The organism is Methylobacterium phyllosphaerae (assembly GCF_001936175.1).
Classification (GTDB): domain Bacteria; phylum Pseudomonadota; class Alphaproteobacteria; order Rhizobiales; family Beijerinckiaceae; genus Methylobacterium; species Methylobacterium fujisawaense.
The window spans coordinates 3,590,350-3,608,524 of sequence record NZ_CP015367.1 but is presented as its reverse complement, the minus strand read 5'-3'; the positions used below and the strand labels follow the sequence as shown (position 1 = coordinate 3,608,524).

Here is an 18,175-nt window from a genome sequence, read left to right as displayed (position 1 = left end):
AGCGCTGGTCCGCGCCCCGAGTCTGGCGAAGCCCTTGCACACGGGCTAGGTCAGTGCGACGCAGCCGCCGCACGAGACCAGCGCACGACAACCGGGAGCCGCACTTGGCCACGATCATTCCCGTCGCCTCCTTCGACTGCGTCGTGTTCGGCGCGACCGGCGATCTGACCGCGCGAAAGCTTCTGCCGGCCCTGTTCTACCGCTTCCGGGACGGGCAGATCCCGGAGACGAGCCGGATCATCGGTGCCTCGCGCTCGGAATTGTCCCTCGACGCCTTCCGCGAGCATGCCCGCGACGCCCTGAAGCGTTTCGTCCCCGCCGCCGACCTGTCGGAAGACATGCTCCATCGCTTCCTCGACCACGTCGACTACGTCGCGGTCGACGGCGCCGGCGACAGCGGCTGGACGGACCTCGTGGCCAAGCTCGACGAGCGGCCCGACCAGGTCCGGCCCTACTACCTCGCCACCTCGCCCGACCTCTACGGCTCGATCTGCCGCAACCTCGCCGCCCACGGGCTCGTCGGCGAGAAGTCCCGCGTCGTGCTGGAGAAGCCGATCGGCAAGGATCTGAAATCGGCCCGGGCGATCAACGACGCGGTCGGCGAGGTCTTCCCCGAATCGCAGATTTTCCGGATCGACCACTATCTCGGCAAGGAGACGGTCCAGAACCTGCTCTCGCTCCGCTTCGCCAACACGATCTTCGAGCGGCTTTGGACCTCGGACGTGATCGACCACGTCCAGATCACGGTCGCCGAGACGGTGGGGGTCGAGGGCCGGGCCGGCTACTACGACACGTCGGGCGCGATGCGCGACATGCTGCAGAACCACATCCTGCAGCTCCTGTGCCTCACCGCCATGGAGAGCCCGCTCAACCTCGAGGCGAACTCGGTCCGCGACGAGAAATTGAAGGTGCTCCGCGCCCTCAAGCCGATCACCACGCACGATATCCAGAGCGTGACGGTGCGCGGCCAGTACGTGGCGGGCGCCGTCGACGGCAAGCCCGTCGAGGGCTACCTCTCCGAGCTCGGCCACGAGAGCCGGACCGAGACCTTCGTCGCCATGAAGGTCGAGATCCAGTCCGGCCGCTGGGCCGGCGTGCCGTTCTACCTGCGCACCGGCAAGCGCCTGCCCCGGAAGCTCTCGGAGATCGTGGTGCAATTCCGCGCCTCGCCGTTCTCGATCTTCCCCGAGGAGGCCTTCGGCCGCGAGCCGAACCGCCTCGTGATCCGCCTGCAGCCGCAGGAGGGCATGAAGCTCGAGGTGATGACCAAGGATCCGGGCCCCGGCGGCCTGCGCCTGCGTCCCACCGATCTCGACATCTCCTTCGAGGAGACCTTCAAGCAGCGCTATCCCGACGCCTACGAGCGCCTGCTGATGGACGTGGTCCGCGGCAACGCCACCCTGTTCATGCGCCGCGACGAGGTCGAGGCCGCCTGGGCCTGGGCGGACGGCGTGCTCAAGGCCTGGGCCGACCGGCCCGAGGCGCCGCGGCCCTACCCGGCTGGGAGCTGGGGGCCGACCGCCGCCATCGCGCTGATCGAGCGCGACGGCCGGACCTGGCACGAGGAACTGCGGTAACGACGGTCTTCGGCTTACGGCCAAGCTGCCTTGATACGGTCAAGCCAGATGTGAAATCTGTCTGCGCCGTCGGATACCGCCCCGCGAGAGGGCGGATACGGCGCAGCACGAGGGATCATCAATGCTGGACAATCATCACGACGCGGCCGCTCAGGCCGAGCGTCGCCTGGAGCGTTCGGTCGCCGCCGCCCTGCGCGTCATCGCCGCCGCCCATGTCGAACGGCAGGCCCCGCCGGTCTCCGCCGCCCGTCGCCGCCTGAGCGAGGTCTACGGCGCCACCCGCCTGGCCCGCCGCCTGGAGCAGGAGCGCCGGACCGCCTGAGCGTTCGCCGCCCGAACCGTCGCGCCGCGCCCCGGTCGGAGCGGCGAGACCCGGCGTCGCGCTGCCCCGGGTCGCTTCGCGTCGCGCGCGATCACGGGGTTACAGGGCGGCGTCCCAGGTCTCGCTGAGGGGCGTCGTCCCGCGGACCAGCCGGGCGCGCAGCACGACGTCGCCCGCCGGCATCGGTTCCGGCGGGCGCCACTCGACATAGATCCGCCAGCCGCCGGTCTGCGGCACGAAGTTGGCCACCGGCTCGTGCATCGTGCCGGCACTGGCCGAGACCTCGGCGGTGACCGCCTCGTCGGCAGATTTCGGCAGGCCCGGACCCTCGAAATCGATCACGCAGAGCCGCCGCTGCGGGCTCGGCGGGGTGATGGGGCGCAGGCGTTCCGCGGACCCGAATCGCGTCGAGGTCACCCGGGCGAGGGCGGCGTCCGGGATCGCCGGCACGGGCTCCGCCCCCACCGTGGTCAGGCCGTAGGTGAGATGCAGCGGCGCGCCGGGCTGCGCCGGCGCCGCGGGCACGAAGGCCGCCACGATGTTGTCCATGTACTCTTCGCCCGACGGGATCTCGAAGAGCTGCACGGCGCCGTTCGCGAAGGCGCCCCCGGCGGGATCCGGGGCCACCCACAGGCCCGGTCGCGCCTCGTGCCGCGCCTCGACGTCGAGATAGGCCGCGAAGGTCCGCTCCCGCTGCAGCAGCCCGAAGCCGGCGAGCGGCCGGGCCGCGAAGGCGGAGATCTGCGGCTGCTTGCGCCCGTTGACCAGGGGCCGCCAGATCCGGTCGACCCGCGCCGAATCGGCCCCGGCCGCGACGCAGAGGCCGTCGGAATCGTGGACCTGCGGCCGGAAGTCGTCGAACGGCTTGGCCCCCCGCGCCCCGGGCCCGTTCTGCCCGTACAGGAACATGCTGGTGAGGGGGGCCAGCCCGAGCTTCGCGATCGACCGGCGTGGATGGAGCGCCGCGGTGACGGCGATCCGCGCCGGGTCTCCGGGGCTGATGGCGAACCGGAAGGCGCCGGCCACGCTCGGGCTGTCGAGCAGCGAGAGCACCGTCAGGGTGCGGGCTTCCGGCTCCGGTTCGCAGATCCAGTGGGCGACGAAGTCGGGAAATTCCTCGCCCTCCGGCGCGCCCGTGCCGATGGCGAGCCCCCGGGCCGAGAGCCCGTATTCCTGATGGGCCGCGCGCAGGCGGAAATAGGAGGCCCCCAGGAAGACGAGAAACTCCTCCTGGAAGCCCTTCGGTCGCCACGCCGGCATGTCCGGGAAGGCGTAGTGCAGGCGGAAGCCCGCGAAGCCGAGATCCGGCGCGAAGCTCTGGCCGGCGAGCCGCCGGCCCAGATCGAACAGGCGGGTCTCGTAGGGGATCGGGCGCGCCGGCCCGCGCCGCGGCTGGAGGTAGAGCGCCACGCGCTTGCGCTGCAGGAAGCCGCGGTGGAACAGCTGGGCGCTGAAATGGTCGCCGAGGTGCAGGCTCTCGGCCGGACGGAAGGTGATGGCGCGGTAGCCGTCGTAGTCGAGGGCGGCGAGCGCCGGCGGAAGATCCTCGGGCGGGGCGGCATAGGGGGCCGCGGCGAGGCGTGCCGCCTCCGCCGACAGGGTTTCGAAGGTCATTGCGCCCCCCTGCGGCGGAAGCGCCGGCCCGGCCCACGTTCTGGACCCATTCAGATCAGCCGCGCTAGGTAGAACCGTGCCGGCAGCCGCGGCCAGAGCTGTTCGAAGAACGCGGCGTCGGGAGGGGGGATTGATCCGTTCGGCTTCCGGCGGTCTGTGCTGCCGGGTCGGCTCCGTGTCCTCACCCCGCACATCGGTATCCACGGTCATCGGTTCCCGGCCTCCGACGGCCGGGCGGCCGGCAGCCTTCCACGGTCGAGTTCCTCGCGCCATGTCCTCACGCGTCACCTCCTCCGCCGAGCGGTCGCACCGGAACGCGGATCCCGCCATACCCGATCCGTCGGACGCCGCATCCTGTCGCGAGGTCTGGACCGGCGCGGGCCGCGGCGCCCTGCGCGCCCGGCGCCTGGCCCTGGCCGTCCCGAGCCTCGGCACCGCCGGCGGTCTCGTGTGGCTCGCCGCGCTCGCCTATCCGGCGGGCGTCAGCCCGCTTGCCTGGGCGGTCCTGGTTCTGTTCGGCCTCGTGATGGGCTGGCAGGCCTTCGTCGCCTGCCAGTACGTCTACGGGTTCGTCGCTTCCCTCCTGGGCGACCGGGCGAAATCCGCGCTGGAGCGCTGCTCGGAAGCGGCGGGTGCCGGGCCGGCTGGGACCGGACGCACCGCCGCCGTGGTGGCGATCCACGCCGAGGACGCGGTCGCGGTGTTCGCCCGCCTGCGGGTGATGGCCCGCTCGCTGGCCCGTACCGACGCGCAGGGCATCGACATCTTCGTCCTCTCCGACACGCGGGACGGGGCGATCGCCGCCGTGGAGGAGCACGAATTCGCGCGCATCCAGGCCTGGGCGGCACAGGATCCGGCCCTGCCGCGGATCCGCTACCGGCGCCGGGCGGAGAATCTCGGCCGCAAGGCCGGCAACATCGGCGAGTTCTGCCGCAGCTACGGTGCCGAATACGCCTTCATGATCGTGCTGGACGCCGACAGCCTGATGACCGCCGCGGCCATGACCCGGCTCGTCGGGCTGATGCAGGCGAGCCCCCGCACCGGCCTGATCCAGACCGTCTCCTACGCGGCCGGTCGCGACACGCTCTTCGCCCGCATCCAGCAATTCGCCGTCCGCCTCTACGCGCCGCTGGCCTTGCGCTGCCTGGAGACCTGGCAGGGGCCGGAGGGCAGCTACTGGGGGCACAACGCGATCCTGCGGATCGAGGCCTTCGCGGAGAATGCGCAGCTCCCGAAGCTCCCGGGCCGGGAGCCGCTGGGCGGCGAGATCCTGTGCCACGACATCGTCGAGGGCGCGCTGATGGTCCGCGCCGGTTGGGAGGTGCGGCTCCTGCCCGAGATGGGCGGCACCTGGGAGGAGATGCCCACCAACCTCATCGACCTGCTCGGCCGCGAGCGCCGCTGGTGCCAGGGCAATCTCCAGCACCTGCGCGTGCTGCCCTGGGCGGGCCTGCACGCGGCGAGCCGCTGGCATCTCCTGGTCGGGATCCTCTCCTACGGGATGCTGCCGCTCTGGATCGCCTTCCTCGGCCTCGCCGCGTGGCAGGCCGCCCGGACCGGCGATCTCGGCCTCCTGGCCTACGGGCTGACCGGGCAGGGCGCGGCCGCCCACGCCCTGGCCGCCCTCAGCCTCGCAATCCTGGCCCTGCCGAAGCTCCTCAGCCTCGTCCATGTCCTGGCATCGCCGGAGCGCCGGGCGGCCTTCGGCGGCACCCGGGCGCTGCTCGCGAGCGCCGCCCTGGAGCAGGCGGTGTGGGTGTTCCTGTGGCCGGTCCTGACCCTGTTCACCGCCGGGGCCGTGGTCTCGACCTTCTTCGGCCGGGTGGTGCGCTGGGAGACGCAGGATCGCGACGATCGGCAACTGTCCTGGGCGGAGGCCTTCCGGCTCCAGGCGGACGCCGTGGTGGTCGGCGGGCTGATGGTCTTCGCGCTGCTCCTTGTCGGGAACGCGTGGCTCGCCCTCTGGATGGCGCCGCTGGCCCTGGCGCTCCTCACGAGCCCGGCCCAGAGCGTCTGGACGAGCCGGGCCGATCTCGGCCGCGCCGCCCGGGCGCGCGGCCTGTTCCTGAACGCCGACGACACCGCGCAGGCGCCGGAGCTCGCCGAACTCGCCCAGCTCCGCGGCCTGCCCTCCGCACCGGCTCCGCTCCGAACGGTCCCCCGCGAGCCGGCCATCTGGCTCGCCGCCGACGAGGCCTGATTCGGGCGCCGGTCGCGGGCCGTCGTTCGAGCCGGCCCTTGCCGTCGTCGCGCGCAGCGAAGCGCCCCAGGCGCGCAGGGCTGAAGGACCTGCCACGCGGACGGGATTGCTTCTCTCGGCGCGCAAGGACGGTGGTGCCGGCGCCATCGACCGGAGACGGGATGCGAGCAGGCCTTCGCCGGCGGGGCGAAGGCACCGGACGCCGGGACCGTCGGCATTCATCCCGGGGCTACGGCCAAGCTGCCACAGTGTTGCCATCGAGTCACGGGCGGGCGGAACCGCCCGGGCGGGGCGGTTTCAGGCTTGGATTCGAGGCGCGAGCGTTTACCCCTTGGCGAGGATCGGCACGGCATCGTGCCCCGGTATTCGCCGCGTTCCCGCCATAGTCCGCGCCTGCCCCGAGAGGCTTTGATGCGTCGTTTTCTCCCCGCCCTGATCGGGCTTTTCGGCGTGGCCGCCTCCGCCGCGCCGGTTCTGGCCTACGAGATCGACCCGCTGACCCGCCAGCCCCTGAACGACGCGCTCACCGTGCGCGTGCGCCCGCAAGCCGTCGAGACGGTTGCGGTGCCGGTGGCGAACGCCTCGCTCAACCCCGCCGACCCGCTGAACGCCGACGCCGCGGTCCCGCAGATGTCGGCGATCCCGCGCGAGACGGTGGCCTATAACGGCCCCTACGGCGCCGGCACGATCGTCGTCTCCACCGCCGAGCGGCGGCTCTACTACGTGCTGGGCGGCGGTCAGGCCCTGCGCTACGGCGTCGGCGTCGGCCGGCCGGGCTTCACCTGGGGTGGCGTGCAGACCATCACGATGAAGCGCGAGTGGCCGGATTGGCGCCCGCCGTCGACCATGCTGAAGCGCCGGCCCGACCTGCCGCGCTACATGAAGGGCGGCCTCGAGAACCCGCTGGGCGCCCGCGCCATGTATCTCGGCGGCTCGATCTACCGGATCCACGGCTCCAATGAGCCGGAGACCATCGGCACCGCCGTCTCGTCGGGCTGCATCCGCATGACCAACGACGACGTGACGGACCTCTACACCCGCGCCAAGGTCGGCACGAAGGTCATCGTCCAGCGCTGAGGCGTTCGGACCTTTGGGAGGGGCCGACCGTCACAGGTCGGCCCTTTCGCGTTCAGGCGCCCGGCAGGATCACCAGCGCGTCCGGGCGCTTCACCTCGATCTCCACGAAGGCGATCGGGTGGTCCGAGCCGTTCATCACGTCGTGCCGGATGCCGGCCGGGCGCATGTAGGATTGGCCGGCCGCGAGCGCCGTCTCGCTCACCGCCGTGCCGTCGTGGACGCGCAGGATCCCATCCATCAGCATCACCACGAAGTAGGGCCAGCCGTGCTCGTGCCAGCCGGTCACGGCGCCCGGCGGGAAGTCCCAGCGGGTGATGCGCACGGTGGCGTCGTCCTGCTGGACGGTCGGGACGGCTGGGATGGTGCAGGCGAAGGCCATGGCGGCTCCAAGGGAAGCGGTCGGTGTGCCGTCATGGCGATGCAAGGCTTCGGCCTACCGGGCGGCGCAGTGACCCACGCCGTCCTCGCGCACGCGGCGCGACGCCCCAGGGTGGCGCGGCTTCAGCCGCCGAGCCGCGGCGGCCGGTCGTCGCGGCATCCCGCGCCGGAAACGGTGCGGCGAGCAGCGTCCGCCGCGGCCCTCAATGGCACCCGCACGAACCCGAGCCGCAGCCCCCGCCGGACTTGACCGAAGCCTGCCGCGCCGTGTCGCGGTCGAGGCCGCGCTCGGCGAGTTCGCCGAGATAGGTGGTCCAGCGCGTCTCGTACTCGCGGCCGAGGGTGTGGAGGTAGCCCCAGCCATAGATGCCGGTGTCGTGCATGTCGTCGAAGCCGAGCTTCACCGCGTAGTTGCCGATCGGCTCCACCGCCAGGATCGCCACGGACCGCTTGCCGCCGATCACCTTGCGCTCCAGCGGTGAGTGGCCCTGCACCTCGGCCGAGGGGCTCGACACGCGCAGGTACTCGGCCGGCAGGGCGAAGCGCGCCCCGTCCTCGAAGGCGACGTTGAGCACCCGCCGATCGGCCGACAGGCGGATCTCAGTCGGCCACAGATCCTCGCTCACGGGTCACACTCCTCACGCAATCTGGGGCTGCGGCGCGGGACCTGCTTGCCCGCGACCGTCCGGGACATCATATGCCGGACGATGCTCGATGACAGCTCCCTGACGCCGCAGACGTCCGCGGTCGGCGTGCCCGCCGGGCCCGCCCCGCTGATCGACCCGTTCCAGCGGGCGATTTCGTATCTGCGCATCTCGGTGACGGATCGTTGCGATCTGCGCTGCGCCTACTGCATGTCCGAGCACATGCAGTTCCTGCCCAAGCGCGATCTGCTGACCCTGGAGGAGCTGGACCGGCTCTGCGGCGTGTTCATCGCCCGGGGCGTCCGCAAGCTCCGGATCACCGGCGGCGAGCCGCTGGTGCGGCGCGACATCATGCACCTGTTCCGCCGCCTCTCGCGCCACCTCGATTCCGGCGCGCTGGAGGAGCTGACGCTGACCACCAACGGCACGCAGCTCACGCGCTACGCGGACGAGCTGGCGAGCCTCGGCGTGCGCCGGATCAACGTCTCGCTGGACACCCTCGACCCCGACAAGTTCCGGGAGATCACCCGCCGGGGCGATCTCGCGGTGGTGCTCGACGGCATCGCGGCGGCGCGGGCCGCCGGGATGAAGGTCAAGATCAACGCGGTGGCGCTGCGCGACGTCAACGCCGACGAGATCCCCGACATGATCGCCTGGGCGCACGGCCTCGGCATGGACATGACGCTGATCGAGGTCATGCCGCTCGGCGAGATCGAGGCGGACAGGACCGACCAGTTCCTCCCCCTGTCGGTGGCCCGGCAGCGCCTGGAGACCCGCTACACCCTCACGCCGCTGCCCGACCGCACCGGCGGCCCGGCGCGTTACGTGCGCGTCGAGGAGACCGGCGGGAAGCTCGGCTTCATCACGCCGCTGACCCATAATTTCTGCGAGAGCTGCAACCGGGTGCGCCTGACCTGCACCGGCCAGCTCTACATGTGCCTCGGTCAGGAGGATTCGGCCGATCTGCGGGCGGTGCTGCGCGCCTCCCAGGACGACGCGGTGCTGGCCGCGGCCGTGGTCGAGGCGATCACCCGCAAGCCCAAGGGCCACGACTTCGTCATCGAGCGCCAGCGCCCGGCCGCCGTGCCGCGGCACATGAGCGTGACGGGCGGCTGACAGACCAACCCCGGCGCCACGCGCGCCCTCTCGCGTGTGGGACAGGGAATCCGCGCTCGTCCCTCGAACGGTGTGGAGCCTGCCGGCGCAGGCCGTCGTTCGACGACCTCACATTTCCTCGTCGGCGTAGCGCGCCTGTTGCCGCCCGCGCTGCCCGGACCCCTTCCGCGGCGCGCCCGCGCTGATACCCGCCACCAGATCGGCGATGTGGCGCAGCGTTTCCACCGACAGCGCCTTCTCGCCCTCGCCCCGGCCCTGCGGGATCAAGGCCTTGGCGAAGCCGAGCTTCTGGGCCTCCTTGAGCCGGGATCCGGCCTGGGCCACTGGCCGGATCGCCCCCGACAGGCCGATCTCGCCGAAATACACGGTCTCCGGCGGCAGCACCGCCCCCGACAGGGAGGAGACCAGGGCGGCCGCCACCGCCAGATCCGCCGCCGGCTCGGTGATGCGCAGGCCCCCCGCCACGTTCAGGTAGACGTCGTGGCTCCCGAGCCGGATGCCGCCATGGGCCTCCAGCACGGCGAGCACCATCGACAGCCGGTTCGGATCCCAGCCGACCACGGCGCGCCGGGGCATGCCGAGTGACGATGGCGCCACCAGGGCCTGGATCTCCACCAGAAGCGGCCGGGTGCCTTCCATCCCGGCGAAGACCGCGGTGCCGGCCGCCTGATGGTCGCGGCCCGCCAGGAACAGGGCGGACGGGTTCGGCACCTCGCTGAGGCCCGCATCGGTCATCTCGAACACGCCGATCTCGTCGGTGGGCCCGAACCGGTTCTTCACGGCGCGCAGGATGCGGAAATGGTGGCCCTGGTCGCCCTCGAAGGAGGCGACTGCGTCGACCATGTGCTCGACCACCCGGGGGCCGGCGATCTGCCCGTCCTTGGTGACGTGGCCCACGAGAATCACCGCCGTGCCGGTGGTCTTGGCGAAGCGGATCAGCGCCTGGGCCGAGGAGCGCACCTGGGTCACCGTGCCGGGGGCCGATTCCACCGTCTCGGTCCACATGGTCTGGATCGAGTCGATGATCGCCAGGGCCGGCGGCCGGCCCTGGCTCAGGGTCTCGACGATGTCCTCGACATTGGTCTCGGCGGCGAGCTGCACGGGGAGCGCGCTGAGCCCCAGCCGCTCCGCCCGCAGGCGCACCTGTCCCACCGCCTCCTCGCCCGAGATGTAGGCGACCCGCTCACCGGTCCCGGCCATGGCGGCGGAGGCCTGCATCAGCAGGGTCGACTTGCCGATGCCGGGATCGCCGCCGAGCAGGATCACCGAGCCGCGCACGAAGCCGCCGCCGGTGACCCGGTCGAGCTCGCCGATCCCCGAGGGGATGCGCGGCGCCTCCTTGGCCTCGCCGGTCAGCCCCTCCAGCGGGAAGACCCGGCCGCGGTTGCGCGACGGCCTTGTCGCCGCCGGCCCGGATTGCCCGGGAGCCGAAGGCGCCTCCTCGACGATCGTGTTCCAGCCGTTGCAGGCCTCGCAGCGCCCGCGCCAGCGGTTGTAGACCGCCCCGCAGGACTGGCAGACGAAGGTCTGATGGATCTTGGCCATTCGAATCCGGGGCGCCGTCGGTCCGGCGGATCAGCGGGGAGGTGGCTCAGCCTACATAATCTCGAACATAACGAGAACCCAGCCCGGTCAGGATCTCGTAGCCGATCGTGCCGGCAGAGCGCCCGACCGCGTCGATGTCGAGGCCGTCGCCGATCAGCACCGCGGTTGCGCCGCGCGTCGCGGCGGGCGCCGCAGTGACGTCGAGGATGATGAGATCCATCGAGACGATGCCGAGGATCGGGCAGGGCACGCCGCCGACCAGCGCCTGCCCGCGCCCGCTGATCGCCCGCGGGAACCCGTCGGCGTAGCCGAGGGAGAGCGTCGCGAGCCGGCTCGGCCGGGGCGCGGTCCAGCGGCCGTTATAGCCCGCGGTCGCTCCGACTGCGACGTCGCGTACCTGTGCGATCAGCGCCTCCAGCCGCACCACCGGGCGCATCGGGTTGGCGCCCCCCGGAATCGGGTTGCCGCCGAACAGGGCGTAGCCCGGCCGCAGGAGATCGTGCCGGGCCCCGTCGAGGAAGACGCCCGACGAGTTCGCCAGCGAGGCCCGGAGTTGCGGATACGCCGCCCGGACGCGGGCGAAATCGGCGATCTGCCGGGCGTTGACCGGATCCTCCGGCTTCTCGGCGCTGACGAAGTGGCTGAGGAGCAGGTCGATCCCGGCCGCGGTGATCCGCCCATCGCCCGCGAGATCGAGCGCCTCCGGCACGGGCAGGCCCAGACGGTTCATGCCGGTATCGACGTGGAGTGCCGCCGGCAGGCGGCCGGACGAGAGCGCCGCCCAGTCCGACAACTCCGCGATGCTGCCCAGCACCGGGCGCAGCTCGTGCGCCGCGAAGGCTTCCGCGACGCCCGGTGGCAGACCGTTCAGGATGTAGATCGCCGCCTCGGGCAGGGCGGCACGGGCCGCGACCCCCTCCGACAGATGGGCGACGAAGAAGGTCCGGCAGCCGGCGGCCCACAGGGCCGGCCCGACGCGACCGATGCCGCAGCCGTAGGCGTCGGCCTTCACCACGGCGGCGCAGTCGGCGCCCGCGCCGCGGACCGCCAGGATCCGCCAGTTGGCCACGATCGCCCCGAGGTCGATCGTGAGCCGGGCGCCGTGGGCGCCGATCTCCGTCACAGGTCCGGCCTCGGCCACGCAGACCGCCTCCATCCATTCACCACCGGGGCTCCGGAAGCACAGACCGGACCCCAGGCCGGACCCATAGCACCGGTACGGCGCCCGGGTGGAGCCGGGCTCTCGGCGCGGCGGCTCGCGCCCTGGTGAACGGCGCGGCTGATGCAAGGACGGCACAGCGCGCGATCAGGCGGGCTCGCGAGGGTGACGGCCGAGATCCGGCTTGGTATAAATCCACCGCGGTCCGGGGGAGCCGCAGGTCGGACACGGCATCCCCGCGGGTACCAAAAAGTTTAACGATGCCGTTTACCGTCCTGGATCTCGCCGTGCTCGGCATCGTCGCGGTTTCCGCGCTGCTCGCGGCCGTGCGCGGCGTCACCCGCGAGGTGCTGGCGATCGTCGCCTGGGTTGCCGCCGCCGCGGTCGCCTGGACGCTCCATCCGATGCTGCTGCCGACCGTGAAGCAGCACGTGAACAGCGACACCGTCGCGCTGGTCGCCTCGATCGCGGCGATCTTCCTCGGCACCCTGATCATCGTGTCGATCATCACGGTCAAGATTTCCGACGTGGTGCTCGATTCGCGGATCGGTGCCGTCGACCGTTCCCTCGGCTTCCTGTTCGGCGCGGCCCGCGGCTTCCTGATCTGCGTGATCGGCTGGGTGTTCCTGTCCTGGCTGGTCCAGGGCAAGGTGCCGGACTGGGCCGCCCAGGCCCGCACGCGCCCGATGCTGGAGAAGTCCGGCGACGCCCTCGTGGCGCAGCTGCCCGAGAATCCGGAAGGCTTCCTCAAGCAGTTCAAGAAGCCGAAGGTCGCCACGCCGCCCAATGAGGCAGCCGACGCCCCGGCCGAGACCGACGCGGCGCCCCAGCGCCGGACCGAGACCGCGCCGACCCCGACGCGACGCTGATCTGCGGTATTCGCCGTAGGACTCGTCGTGCGGAACGCCTAGATAGCGGTTCCGGTGGTGCACGGATTGCTTCCGCGACGACCGGCGCGTCGGCCCTTCGCCGCCGGGATCTGTGAGTGATCGACCGCCTCATGTCACACGCCGCCGCCTCCACCGACGCTTTCAATTTCGATCTCGATGGCGACACGCTCCGGGAGGAGTGCGGCGTCTTCGGCATCTTCGGCCATCCGGAGGCCTCGGCCATCGTCGCGCTGGGGCTGCACGCCCTTCAGCACCGCGGCCAGGAGGCGGCCGGCATCGTCTCCTTCGACGGTTCGGTGTTCCACTCCGAACGGCGCCCCGGCCTCGTGGGTGATTCCTTCTCGGACGGCGACACCATCGCCCGCCTGAAGGGCCGCGCCGCCATCGGGCACGTGCGCTACTCGACCACCGGCGGGACGATCCTGCGCAACGTCCAGCCGCTCTTTGCGGAGCTCGCCAGCGGCGGGCTGGCAGTCGCCCATAACGGCAATCTCACCAACGCCCTGTCGATCCGACGCGACCTCGTCCGCGACGGTGCGATCACCCAGTCGACTTCCGACACCGAGGTGATCCTCCACCTCGCGGCCCGCTCCCGGAAGCCGCGGATCATCGAGCGCTTCATCGACGCCCTGCAGGCGATCCAGGGCGCCTACGCGATCGTGGCGCTCACCAACAAGAAGTTGATCGGTGCCCGCGACCCGCTGGGCATCCGCCCGCTGGTGCTGGGCGAGCTCGACGGCCGCTACATGCTGGCCTCCGAGACCTGCGCACTGGATATCATCGGCGCCCGGTTCGTCCGCGACATCGAGAACGGCGAGATCGTGGTGATCTCCGAGGAGGGGATCGAGTCGATCCGCTTCGCCGACGCCGTGCCGATGCGGCCCTGCATCTTCGAGTACATCTACTTCGCCCGGCCGGACTCGGTGGTGAACGGCAAGAGCGTCTACGGGGTGCGCAAGGCGATCGGCCGGGAACTGGCCCGCGAAGCCGCCGTTAGGGCCGACATCGTCGTGCCGGTGCCGGATTCTGGCGTCCCGGCGGCGCTTGGCTTCTCGCAGGAGACCGGGATTCCCTTCGAGATGGGGATCATCCGCAACCATTATGTCGGGCGGACCTTCATCCAGCCGACCCAGTCGGTGCGCGAACTCGGCGTGCGGATGAAGCACTCGGCCAACCGCGCGGCGATCGAGGGCAAGAGCATCGTTCTCGTGGACGACAGCCTCGTGCGCGGCACGACCTCGGTGAAGATCGTCCGGATGATGCGCGAGGCCGGGGCCGCCGAGGTGCATTTCCGGATCGCCTCGCCGCCGATCACCTACCCGGATTTCTACGGGATCGACACGCCCGAGCGGGAGAAGCTGCTCGCCGCGACCCACGATCTCGAGGCGATGCGCAAGTATATCGGCGCGGATTCGCTCGCCTTCCTGTCGATCCCCGGCCTGTACCGGGCAATGGGCGAGGAGGCCCGGAACGCCGCCTGCCCGCAATACACCGACCATTGCTTCACGGGCGACTACCCGACCGGCCTCACGGACCTCTCCATCGCCGGCCCGAAGCGCTTCGCCATGCTGGCCGAGGCGGATTGACGGATCTGCGGATTCCGTGCGCGGACGGGCATCCCCCGCGGGCGGAAATGCGCTAGGTCCTCTCCATGGCTGAGTCTCAGAAACCCCTGGAAGGCCGCGTCGCGGTCGTCACCGGCGCGTCCCGCGGCATCGGGCGCGCTGCCGCCTTGGCGCTCGCCGGCGCCGGCGCCCACGTGATTGCGGTGGCGCGCACCGTCGGCGCCCTGGAAGAGCTGGACGACGCCGTGCGGGCGGCCGGCTCCAGCGCCACCCTCGTGCCGTTCGACCTCGCCGATTACGACGCGATCGACCGCCTCGGCGCGGCGATCAACGAGCGCTGGAAGCGCCTCGACATCCTGATCGCCAATGCCGGCATCCTCGGCGCGCTCATGCCCATCGGCCACATCACCCCGAAGATCTGGGGGCAGGTGATGGACGTGAACGTCACCGCCAACTGGCGCTTGATCCGCTCCCTCGATCCGCTGCTGCGCATGTCGGATGCCGGGCGGGCGATCTTCGTCTCCTCGGGGGCGGCCTCGAAGTGCCGGCCCTACTGGGGACCCTACTCGGTGTCGAAGGCGGCACTGGAGGCCCTGGTGCGGACTTACGCGGCCGAGAACGAGAGCACGGCGATCCGGGCCATGCTGCTCAATCCCGGACCCTTGCGGACCGGCATGCGCCGCTCGGCCATGCCCGGGGAGGACCCCGAGACCCTCAAGACGCCCGAGGACCTCGCCCCCCATTTCGTGCGGCTCGCCGCGCCGGACTGGGCCGAGACCGGCAAGCTCTACGATTTCCCCACCGACCGGGTGCTGAGTTTCCGCGCACCTGAATGAGCCGGTACCCTGTTATTCGAACACGCACCCCACCGCCCCCCTCATCCTGAGGTCCCGGAGCGCAGCGGAGGCCTCGAAGGCGGGCTCCACAGGTCGCGCGATCCCTGGACCCCGCCTTCGAGGCCCGCTCGCGCGGGCACCTCAGGATGAGGGGGGATGGGGGAGGCCTGATCTTCCTGTCTGAGTTGCTTCCCATGATCGACGTCCGCTGCATCTGTGCGATCGGCCTGCGCGGCCAGCTCGGCCTCAACGGCCAGCTGCCCTGGGAGGGCAACACCGATCCGCTGTTCGTGGAGGACGTGACGCGTTTCTTCGCGCTGACCATGGGCCATGTCCTGATCGCCGGGCCGAAGACGGTGGCCTCGGTGCCCGAATTCGCCTTCAAGGACCGCACCATCGACGTGATCCGCAGCCACGAGGATCCGGAGGCGGTGCTCAAGCGCTATCCCGGCCGGCGGATCTTCGTCGGCGGCGGGATCGCGGTGTGGAACGTCTACGCCAAGTACATCCAGAACTGGGACATCACCCGCCTGCCCTACGACGGCGAGGCCGACCGCTGGTTCGATCCCGCCTGGCTGGTGGGCGGACCGCTGCGCGCGGCTTGAACGGCACCTTCCCGTGAGCCGGCGCGTTGGCCGCGCACGCGTCGCGTTTCCGGAGGCCACGATGAGCGCCCACAGCTACCGCTTCGGCATCGAGGAGGAATACTTCCTGGCCGATGCCGAGACCCGTGGGACACCGCGCGGCGACCTCGCCGCCTTCCACGCGCGGGTGAAGGCGGAACTCCCCGAGACGGGACGCGAATTGGTCGCCGCACAGGTCGAAGTCTGCACCCCGCCGCTCACCGACGCGAGCGCCGCCCGGGCGAATCTCGGCGGCCAGCGGGCCCGGCTCGCCGGCATCGCCGCGGAGAATGGGCTGGCGCTCCTCGCCTGCGGCACGCATCCCCTCGCGCGCTGGTCGCGCCAGACCGCCACGGACGGCGAACGCTACAAGGGCATCCTGTCGGATGTTGGCATCGCCGCCCGGCGGGCCCTGATCTGCGGGATGCATGTCCATGTCGAGGTGCCGGACCCGGAGGCCCGCATCGATCTCATGAACCGGCTGCTGCCGTTCCAGCCGCTATTGCTCGCCCTCTCGGCCTCCTCGCCCTTCTGGCAGGGCGAGGCGACGGGGCTCAAGGCGTACCGGCTCAGCGTCTTCGGCGAGCTGCCCCGCACCGGCCTGCCGGAGCTTTTTTCCGATGCCGCCGCCCATGCGCGGTTCGTCGCCATCATGACCCGCTCGGGCGCCATCGCCGATGCGAGCTTCCTGTGGTGGTCGCTGCGCCCCTCGATCAAGTTCCCGACGCTGGAATTGCGCATCGCCGATGCCTGCACGCGGCTCGACGATTCGCTGTGCGTCGCCGCCCTGTTCCGCTGCCTCGTGCGCCTGTGCGTGCGCCGGCCCGACCTCCATGCCGATCTCGACGGCGTCTCGCGGGCGCTGGCCTCCGAGAACCTCTGGCGCGCTCAGCACAGCGGCGTGGCCGCGGCGCTGATCGACGAGGCGCGGGGCGACGCCGTCCCGTTCCCGGAGGCGCTGGAGGCGGTGCTCGCCCTCGTGGCCGAGGATGCGGACGCCCTCGGCTGTGCAGCGGACGTGGCCCGGGCCCGGTCGATCGTGGCCGAGGGGACCAGCGCGGACGGGCAGATCGCGGCTTTCGAGGCCGCGCTGTCCGAGGGCAAGGACGAGCGCGCCGCGCTGGCGGCGGCGGTGGACTGGATCGCCGACGCGGCGCGGTAGAGCGGGCCCCGTCCGCCCGCCGCATCCTGAGGTGCGGGAATGCAACGCAGGCCTCGACGGGGACCCCCGCCCGGCCGCGGCTGGGTCAGCCCTTGTCGAACGGATTCTGCGAGGTCCGCAAGCTCAGGCGGATCGGTGTGCCCGGCAGGTCGAAGGCCTCGCGCAGGCCGTTCACGAGGTAGCGCGTGTAGGATTTCGGCAGGGCGTTGAGCTGGTTGCCGAACAGCGCGAAATGCGGCGGCCGGCTCTTCACCTGCGTGGCGTAGCGGATCTTGATCCGCCGGCCCGACACCGCCGGCGGCGGGTTGCGGGACGTCGCCTCGTTCAGCCAGTCGTTGATGCGCGAGGTCGAGATCCGCCGGTCCCAGACCTCGGAGGCCTGCACCACCGCCTGCATCAGCTTGTCGACGCCGTTGCCGGCCAGCCCCGAGAGCGGCACGACCGCGACGCCGCGCACCTGCGGCAGCAGGCGGGTGCAATCCTCGCGCAGCTGCTTCAGCAGGCCCGGCTGGTCGGCCACGAGGTCCCATTTGTTGAGGCCGATCACCAGGGCGCGGCCCTCGCTCTCGACGAGGTCGACGATGGTGAGATCCTGCTTTTCGAAGGGGATCGTGGCATCGAGGAGCACCACCACCACCTCGGCGAAGCGCACGGCGCGCAACCCGTCCGAGACCGCGAGCTTCTCCAGCTTGTCGTCGATCCGGGCGCGGCGGCGCATCCCGGCGGTGTCGTGCAGCTTGATCCGCCGCCCGCGCCATTCCCAATCGAGGGAGATCGAGTCGCGGGTGATGCCGGCCTCGGGGCCGACGAGCAGCCGGTCCTCGCCGAGCATGCGGTTGATCAGCGTCGACTTGCCGGCATTCGGGCGACCGACAATGGCGACCTTAAGAGACCGGCCGCCAGGGGCGTCCGCGTCGTCCTCCTCGTCCTCGTCCTCGTCGCGCTGGGGCAGGGCGCCCTTGAGCGCCTCGTGCAGCTCGCCCAGGCCCTCGCCATGCTCGGCGGAGAACGGGATCGGGTCGCCGAGCCCGAGGGTGAAGGCCTCGTAGGCCCCGGCGAGCCCGGCCCCGCCCTCGGCCTTGTTGGCGATCAGGATCACCGGGCAGCCGGCCCGGCGCACCAGTTCGGCGAAGGGCTGGTCGGCCGGCAGCACGCCGGCGCGGGCGTCGATCACGAACAGCACCACGTCGGCGGCGAGGATCGCCGCTTCGGTCTGCATCCGCATCCGGCCCGTGAGGGTCGCGGCGTCGGCCTCCTCCAGGCCGGCGGTGTCGATCACCCGGAACTGGAGGCCGCCGAAGGTGACGTCGCCCTCGCGCCGGTCGCGGGTGACGCCCGGGCGGTCGTCGACCAGCGCGAGCTTCTTGCCCACGAGGCGGTTGAACAGGGTCGACTTGCCGACGTTCGGCCTCCCGACGATCGCGACGGTCGGCATATCCATGGTGGTTCTCGAAACAGTCCGAACAG

Annotated in this window: 16 protein-coding genes; 10 read left to right on the top strand and 6 right to left on the bottom strand. The window is 71.4% G+C overall.

Annotation, left to right across the window (positions count from 1 at the left end; translation table 11 throughout):
• Positions 1 to 104 precede the first annotated feature (104 nt).
• Together zwf and MCBMB27_RS16375 are read left to right on the top strand one after the other, a co-directional pair.
• A complete protein-coding gene (gene zwf, locus MCBMB27_RS16380; protein WP_043357817.1) occupies positions 105 to 1,577 on the top strand; it encodes a glucose-6-phosphate dehydrogenase in 1,473 nt (490 codons plus the stop codon).
• A 121-nt stretch (positions 1,578 to 1,698) separates the two neighbouring features.
• Positions 1,699 to 1,899: a hypothetical protein gene (locus tag MCBMB27_RS16375; RefSeq protein WP_043357814.1), complete on the top strand. Its 201-nt coding sequence runs from the start codon at positions 1,699 to 1,701 to the stop codon at positions 1,897 to 1,899.
• A 99-nt stretch (positions 1,900 to 1,998) separates the two neighbouring features.
• Here MCBMB27_RS16375 and MCBMB27_RS16370 read toward each other — a convergent pair whose 3' ends face one another.
• Positions 1,999 to 3,513 carry an OpgD/OpgG family glucan biosynthesis protein gene (locus MCBMB27_RS16370; protein WP_043385253.1) on the bottom strand — a complete coding sequence of 505 codons (1,515 nt, stop codon included), beginning with the start codon at positions 3,511 to 3,513 and terminating at the stop codon, positions 1,999 to 2,001.
• Between the two features lie 271 nt (positions 3,514 to 3,784).
• On the opposite strand from MCBMB27_RS16370, the gene mdoH reads away from it, so the two are divergent.
• Together mdoH and MCBMB27_RS16360 are read left to right on the top strand one after the other, a co-directional pair.
• Positions 3,785 to 5,713: a glucans biosynthesis glucosyltransferase MdoH gene (gene mdoH / locus MCBMB27_RS16365; RefSeq protein ID WP_075380862.1), complete on the top strand. Its 1,929-nt coding sequence runs from the start codon at positions 3,785 to 3,787 to the stop codon at positions 5,711 to 5,713.
• A 411-nt stretch (positions 5,714 to 6,124) separates the two neighbouring features.
• The gene (locus MCBMB27_RS16360; RefSeq protein ID WP_043385259.1) at positions 6,125 to 6,790 is read left to right on the top strand and encodes a L,D-transpeptidase; all 666 of its coding nucleotides are present in this window, start codon (positions 6,125 to 6,127) and stop codon (positions 6,788 to 6,790) included.
• Positions 6,791 to 6,842: 52 nt separating this feature from the next.
• On the opposite strand, the gene MCBMB27_RS16355 is transcribed toward MCBMB27_RS16360, so the two are convergent.
• On the bottom strand, positions 6,843 to 7,169 hold the full coding sequence (locus MCBMB27_RS16355; protein WP_043357801.1) for a cupin domain-containing protein: 327 nt from the start codon (positions 7,167 to 7,169) through the stop codon (positions 6,843 to 6,845).
• Positions 7,170 to 7,371: 202 nt separating this feature from the next.
• Positions 7,372 to 7,794 carry a gamma-butyrobetaine hydroxylase family protein gene (locus MCBMB27_RS16350; RefSeq protein WP_043357798.1) on the bottom strand — a complete coding sequence of 141 codons (423 nt, stop codon included), beginning with the start codon at positions 7,792 to 7,794 and terminating at the stop codon, positions 7,372 to 7,374.
• 81 nt (positions 7,795 to 7,875) lie between these two features.
• Between MCBMB27_RS16350 and moaA the strand changes: the two genes are divergently transcribed.
• A complete protein-coding gene (gene moaA / locus MCBMB27_RS16345; protein WP_043357795.1) occupies positions 7,876 to 8,928 on the top strand; it encodes a GTP 3',8-cyclase MoaA in 1,053 nt (350 codons plus the stop codon).
• 108 nt (positions 8,929 to 9,036) lie between these two features.
• On the opposite strand, the gene radA is transcribed toward moaA, so the two are convergent.
• Both radA and alr read right to left on the bottom strand, forming a co-directional pair.
• Entirely contained in the window at positions 9,037 to 10,473 is a 1,437-nt protein-coding gene (gene radA, locus MCBMB27_RS16340; RefSeq protein WP_043385270.1) for a DNA repair protein RadA, read from the bottom strand.
• 46 nt (positions 10,474 to 10,519) lie between these two features.
• The gene (gene alr, locus MCBMB27_RS16335) at positions 10,520 to 11,629 is read right to left on the bottom strand and encodes an alanine racemase (protein ID WP_083683569.1); all 1,110 of its coding nucleotides are present in this window, start codon (positions 11,627 to 11,629) and stop codon (positions 10,520 to 10,522) included.
• Between the two features lie 263 nt (positions 11,630 to 11,892).
• Here alr and MCBMB27_RS16330 point away from each other — a divergent pair, with 263 nt between their 5' ends.
• From MCBMB27_RS16330 to MCBMB27_RS16310, 5 genes are all read left to right on the top strand, one after another.
• Positions 11,893 to 12,501, top strand: coding sequence for a CvpA family protein (locus tag MCBMB27_RS16330; protein WP_043357783.1), 609 nt, complete (start codon positions 11,893 to 11,895; stop codon positions 12,499 to 12,501).
• A 131-nt stretch (positions 12,502 to 12,632) separates the two neighbouring features.
• Positions 12,633 to 14,108, top strand: coding sequence for an amidophosphoribosyltransferase (gene purF / locus MCBMB27_RS16325; RefSeq protein WP_075381995.1), 1,476 nt, complete (start codon positions 12,633 to 12,635; stop codon positions 14,106 to 14,108).
• 65 nt (positions 14,109 to 14,173) lie between these two features.
• On the top strand, positions 14,174 to 14,923 hold the full coding sequence (locus MCBMB27_RS16320) for an SDR family NAD(P)-dependent oxidoreductase (RefSeq protein ID WP_043385275.1): 750 nt from the start codon (positions 14,174 to 14,176) through the stop codon (positions 14,921 to 14,923).
• 194 nt (positions 14,924 to 15,117) lie between these two features.
• Positions 15,118 to 15,528, top strand: a complete 411-nt coding sequence (locus MCBMB27_RS16315; RefSeq protein WP_043385327.1) for a dihydrofolate reductase — start codon at positions 15,118 to 15,120, stop codon at positions 15,526 to 15,528.
• A gap of 61 nt (positions 15,529 to 15,589) precedes the next feature.
• Positions 15,590 to 16,708 (top strand): carboxylate-amine ligase, encoded by a 1,119-nt coding sequence (locus MCBMB27_RS16310; RefSeq protein ID WP_043759155.1) that lies wholly within the window; start codon positions 15,590 to 15,592, stop codon positions 16,706 to 16,708.
• An 85-nt stretch (positions 16,709 to 16,793) separates the two neighbouring features.
• On the opposite strand, the gene der is transcribed toward MCBMB27_RS16310, so the two are convergent.
• Positions 16,794 to 18,149, bottom strand: a complete 1,356-nt coding sequence (gene der, locus MCBMB27_RS16305; RefSeq protein WP_075380861.1) for a ribosome biogenesis GTPase Der — start codon at positions 18,147 to 18,149, stop codon at positions 16,794 to 16,796.
• Positions 18,150 to 18,175: the final 26 nt, after the last annotated feature.

Coding starts and splice junctions, on each gene's coding strand:
- MCBMB27_RS16330 (WP_043357783.1), top strand. CDS start 11,893: ATGCCGTTTACCGTCCTGGATCTCGCCGTGCTCGGCATCGTCGCGGTT.
- MCBMB27_RS16320 (WP_043385275.1), top strand. CDS start 14,174: ATGGCTGAGTCTCAGAAACCCCTGGAAGGCCGCGTCGCGGTCGTCACC.
- MCBMB27_RS16315 (WP_043385327.1), top strand. CDS start 15,118: ATGATCGACGTCCGCTGCATCTGTGCGATCGGCCTGCGCGGCCAGCTC.
- MCBMB27_RS16360 (WP_043385259.1), top strand. CDS start 6,125: ATGCGTCGTTTTCTCCCCGCCCTGATCGGGCTTTTCGGCGTGGCCGCC.
- alr (WP_083683569.1), bottom strand. CDS start 11,629: ATGGAGGCGGTCTGCGTGGCCGAGGCCGGACCTGTGACGGAGATCGGC.
- moaA (WP_043357795.1), top strand. CDS start 7,876: ATGCTCGATGACAGCTCCCTGACGCCGCAGACGTCCGCGGTCGGCGTG.
- MCBMB27_RS16310 (WP_043759155.1), top strand. CDS start 15,590: ATGAGCGCCCACAGCTACCGCTTCGGCATCGAGGAGGAATACTTCCTG.
- MCBMB27_RS16370 (WP_043385253.1), bottom strand. CDS start 3,513: ATGACCTTCGAAACCCTGTCGGCGGAGGCGGCACGCCTCGCCGCGGCC.
- der (WP_075380861.1), bottom strand. CDS start 18,149: ATGGATATGCCGACCGTCGCGATCGTCGGGAGGCCGAACGTCGGCAAG.
- MCBMB27_RS16355 (WP_043357801.1), bottom strand. CDS start 7,169: ATGGCCTTCGCCTGCACCATCCCAGCCGTCCCGACCGTCCAGCAGGAC.
- mdoH (WP_075380862.1), top strand. CDS start 3,785: ATGTCCTCACGCGTCACCTCCTCCGCCGAGCGGTCGCACCGGAACGCG.
- radA (WP_043385270.1), bottom strand. CDS start 10,473: ATGGCCAAGATCCATCAGACCTTCGTCTGCCAGTCCTGCGGGGCGGTC.
- purF (WP_075381995.1), top strand. CDS start 12,633: ATGTCACACGCCGCCGCCTCCACCGACGCTTTCAATTTCGATCTCGAT.
- MCBMB27_RS16375 (WP_043357814.1), top strand. CDS start 1,699: ATGCTGGACAATCATCACGACGCGGCCGCTCAGGCCGAGCGTCGCCTG.